The sequence below is a fragment of the Blautia sp. AF17-9LB genome (assembly GCF_003479185.1).
Lineage (GTDB): Bacteria > Bacillota > Clostridia > Lachnospirales > Lachnospiraceae > Fusicatenibacter > Fusicatenibacter saccharivorans.
In genome coordinates, this window is record NZ_QUGU01000034.1 from 1 (window position 1) to 4032 (window position 4032).

The following is a 4032-nucleotide window of genomic DNA, read 5'->3' on the forward strand; positions in this document are numbered from 1 at the left end:
TACCCTCATAGCGTGATGTTTGTGCGTCAACGTGTCGCACCAAAGATGTTCTCAATCTCCGGGCTTGCCAGAAAATCCTTTACGTTCTGCGTTAAAGCACTGGGAACGCACCCTTTTTTTCGCAGCATTTTCCAGATCGCCACACAATAGCTTGCCGTCAGACGGTCACGGAGCAGCACATGAAATTCGTCGAAGTAGCACCATGTAGCGATACCGCGCAGGAAATTCATGGACACCTGCGAGTTTACCAAGTCCTGCATAATGAGCATGGCAATCGTCCGAAGTCCGGCCCCCAGCTTTTTTAAGTCAAGGCATACCAGACGGCGGTTCAGGTCCACATTGGTTTCATGGTTGAACACGTTAAGGGAACCCGACACATAGATTTCAAGGGCAGTTGCCAGCCGTACCGCCTCGCCCTCCGGCTGGGAACAGAGCAGGTCATACAGGGTTTGGAGGGTCGGCATTTTGCTTGTTTCCGGGTCCTGCAAGTGTTCCCGGTACATCTGGCGTACACAGCGGTCAATGACGGTCCGCTCCACCGGCTGCAAGCCATCCTTACCGCCAACGATCAGCTCCATCAGTGACAGGATAAAGTCGGCTTTCAGCGCCATCGGGTTTTCCTCGTCAAAGCTCAGGTCAATGTCCATCGGATTGATGTGGTGGGGGCTGTCCGGGGCTATCTCGATGACCTGACCGCCCAGCCGCTTGATAAGGGGCGAGTATTCGCCCATCGGGTCAACCACAATAATCCGGTCACGGGTGGCAAGGAACACGTTCACAAGCTCTCGCTTTGCGGCAAAGGATTTGCCGGAGCCCGGCACGCCGAGGAACAGGCCGTTGGGGTTTTTGAGCTTTTTCCGGTTGGCCATGATGACGTTATGGGAAAGTGCGTTGAGCCCGTAATAGACGGCTTCGCCATCCATGCGGAGCTCCTGCGTCATAAAGGGAACGAAAATGGCCGTGGAGCTGGTCGTCATGCCGCGCTTGATCTCAATGCCGTTATGGCCCAGCGGAAGGCTGGAAAGAAAACCGTCCTCCTGCTGGAAGTCCAGCCGCTTCAAGGTGCAGTTGTATTTCTGGACGATACCGGACACCGTGAACAGGTCATTGTCCAGCTCCCGGCGGGTCGGGGCCATGTTTACCACAAGGAAGGTCAGCAGGAACATTCTTTCATTCCGGCTCTGTAAATCTTCCAGAAGGGTCTTTGCGTCGTTGCTGTACGTTACAAGATCGGGTGGAAGTATGTCCATGTCGTACCCTGACCGGGCTGCCTTCTTTTGTTCCTCCACCTTCATCTTGTCAATGTCGGAGACTTTGGCCTTGATAGATTTTACGGCGGCGGCCTGATCGACGGTTTGGATATGGAGCGTGATGGTCATTTCCGCATCCATTTCCAAAAGCTCCGCCAGCAGCTTGTCCGAGAGCTCCGAGGCCAAAATCTGCAAGTAGGAGGCAGCGCCCCAAGTCGTCCCCACCCGGAACAGACGGCTGAAACGGAAGTCGAAGCTGTCCGGGGCGATAAAGTCTTTGGTGGAAAGCCCGGTTTTGGGGATCATATCCCATGAAAACCGGAAGGGGGAGCCGCTGCCGGGGTGGAGCTGCCCATGAAGAAGCTCCAGCCGTTCCAGCCCCGAAAGGGAGCGGCACTTGACGCCCAGTTTTTTGAAGTTCCCGCAAATGTCCGCCTCTACACGTTCCAGCCTTGCCCTGGCGGTGGAAAGGTCGTCCACATTCACGCCGAAGGTCAGGAGCTTTGTGCGGACAATGCCGTTGTTGCTTTTGGCGATCTGGTTTTCCAGCATTTCCACATACTCACACCGGACGCTGTTGTAATCATCGTCCTGCATGGGGATGTTCACGCTGTACCGGCTGCCCGGGCGGCTCCGGTGGTTGAGGAAGGAAAGCTGGAACGGAAGGCTGCTATCAAAGTAGTTGAGGCAGGCGCTCCACCCGTCAAAGATGGCCGCCTGATCTTCGGACTGTGCGAGCTGGTAGTTGATGTCCTCGTATTCAATGGTTTTGGTGTAATAGCGGTCCGCTACCCGGCACACCCCGTCCCGGTACATTTCCCGGTAAGGGAGGGTCTGCTGGGCGGTGGTGGGAATGTTCTTTCCTTTCGTGAACAGGCCGGTAAGGCCCTGCTTTTCAGGCTTTCTGCCTGCGGGCTTTCCGGCCCTTCTGTTGTTTCGCAATCGGCTGCGCCTCCTTTCTGGCGCTAAGCAGCGCATAGAAGTTTTCGGTTTTGTAAGGCCGCACCCGGGGATAGAGGAACCGGGTGCGGATGATGTTTTTCAGCACTTTTTCCAGCGGAAGGCCATCCCGTTCATACATAGCCAGAAAGAAGAACGGGAGCATGAGGCCGATCATCAGGAACATGGCGGCGCTGTTCCCGATACTGCCACGGGAAAACAGGTAGGCCGGGAGGCCCACCGCCGCCGCGCTGGAAAAACAAACAAGCTGGCGCTTCGTCAGATTGAAGGCCAGCTTTGTCTTGATTTTGGAAAGGTCTTTTGGTACTGGTACATAGGCCATTTTGGTACACCTCCTTTATTGCTTCGGGCCAGCATGACCCGAGGTTATCTTGCGGCCTCTTTGGCCGGGGCTGTGCTGCGGGCAGCTTCGGCGGCCTCTCGTCCGCTCTGCCTTGCCCGCCAGTATTCGGGGTGATACTGCCGGATGGACTGATTGAGTTTTTCTTCAAACTGTCCTTTGTCCTTAATGCGGTCAGGGATTTTCCACAGCTTTTTGTCCAGCAGCTCCCGGAGCACTACGCTTTCCTGTGCGTCCTCCTCATAGCAGATATAGCCCTTGTCCTTGAAGCCGCATTTTTTGGCCGCTGGGGAGAGAACGGCGGCTACCTCGTTTGCCACCATCGTTCCGCCGTGGCTGGCGGTAGATACCAGAAACACCCCCGGACAGAGGGTTTCACAATTCTGCACCTCGCCCCACGGGGAGCTTTTCGGCGCATGGAACATTCCGCCCGTCCGGCTCCGGTCCGCCTGCATGAGCGCCGCCTTTTCCAAGATGGCTTTCAGTTCTGGGGAAAAATAGGCATATTCCCGAAGAACACGGGCAGCCTCCCCGCCGCAGGCGTTCATCAACAGGGTATAGGCGTCGCTGTCCGCTTTGGTACAGCGGCCCAGCAGTTTTCCGTCGTAATAGCAGGCCGCGTCATAGCCCGTCCGTTTGCGTGGCATGGTTCCCGCCTCCTTTCTGCTTCGTGCCAGCATGGCCCGAGGTCAACGCTCTGCACTGCGGCTGGGCTTTTCCTTCGGAGGCCGCTCTGCCTTTGCCTGTTCGGCAGCCGCTTTCCCGGCTTTGAGCTGGTCGCTGATGGACGCACGCCCCACAGAGCCGCGCTCCGCCATCTGTTCCAGCTTTGCCTCATAGGCTTGCAGAACAGCGGTATTGAGCTGTTCCCGGAACTCCTTTGTGACAGGGTAGGCCATATCCCGGTAGCCGCCTTTTCCGTCCGGCTGGCTGGGCATCCCAAGAAAGAGCCCCTTGCTGCCCTGTACGATTTTCAGATTTTCCACCACAAAGCAGTCATTGAATTTCACGCTGGCAAAGCCCATGAGGTTTTTCACAGGTTCGATGACCCGCACGCTTACATCCAGCTTTATAGGGGCGGCTGGTGTTCCGCCCGCAGTTTTTTCCTGCATGGATTTCTCCTTTCCGCTTCGGGTCAGCATGGCCCGAAGTCTCTTAATGGCAGCCGAAGATGGATTTTGCAAGACTGCCTGTTTTGAATAAGGTAAAACACAGCAGCACCGTATATCCCACACAGCCCCAGATCGCCCCGATGGGGTCGCCGTCGGTGGCGATACTCTGGATCAGCACCGCATAGATGGCGACACAGACTAAGATCAATAGACCTTGAAAGCCCACCGCAAAGAGGGAGCGGAAATAGTTCTGCCCCATGTGTCCGGTTTCCCTGTTGGGGACTGTGGCAAACGGGATAGGAGCTAAACTTGTGAGTAGTAGGGTAAGAACCCGACGCCTTACCATATCACTATGGCAGGTTTCCGAGAA

General features: G+C 56.1%; 4 protein-coding genes and 1 pseudogene. All 5 read right to left on the reverse strand.

Annotation, left to right across the window (positions count from 1 at the left end; all coding sequences use genetic code 11):
- Positions 1–26: 26 nt before the first annotated feature.
- Positions 27–2126 carry a VirB4-like conjugal transfer ATPase, CD1110 family gene (locus DWX00_RS19265; protein ID WP_442857811.1) on the reverse strand — a complete coding sequence of 700 codons (2100 nt, stop codon included), beginning with the start codon at positions 2124–2126 and terminating at the stop codon, positions 27–29.
- 19 nt (positions 2127–2145) lie between these two features.
- Complete coding sequence (locus tag DWX00_RS19270) at positions 2146–2532, reverse strand: PrgI family protein (RefSeq protein ID WP_003500106.1); 387 nt, start codon at positions 2530–2532, stop codon at positions 2146–2148.
- 44 nt (positions 2533–2576) lie between these two features.
- Positions 2577–3230: a DUF7007 domain-containing protein gene (locus tag DWX00_RS19275; RefSeq protein ID WP_015567065.1), complete on the reverse strand. Its 654-nt coding sequence runs from the start codon at positions 3228–3230 to the stop codon at positions 2577–2579.
- Positions 3231–3239: 9 nt separating this feature from the next.
- Positions 3240–3662, reverse strand: a complete 423-nt coding sequence (locus DWX00_RS19280) for a SpoVG family protein (RefSeq protein WP_117613993.1) — start codon at positions 3660–3662, stop codon at positions 3240–3242.
- Between the two features lie 43 nt (positions 3663–3705).
- Positions 3706–4032 (reverse strand): annotated as a pseudogene (locus DWX00_RS19285) (VirB6/TrbL-like conjugal transfer protein, CD1112 family); the annotation flags it as partial.

What these genes read in the sequence shown, in the direction of transcription:
- DWX00_RS19275 (WP_015567065.1), bottom strand. Translation starts at nt 3,230, where the DNA reads ATGCTGGCACGAAGCAGAAAGGAGGCGGGAACCATGCCACGCAAACGG.
- DWX00_RS19280 (WP_117613993.1), bottom strand. Translation starts at nt 3,662, where the DNA reads ATGCAGGAAAAAACTGCGGGCGGAACACCAGCCGCCCCTATAAAGCTG.
- DWX00_RS19270 (WP_003500106.1), bottom strand. Translation starts at nt 2,532, where the DNA reads ATGGCCTATGTACCAGTACCAAAAGACCTTTCCAAAATCAAGACAAAG.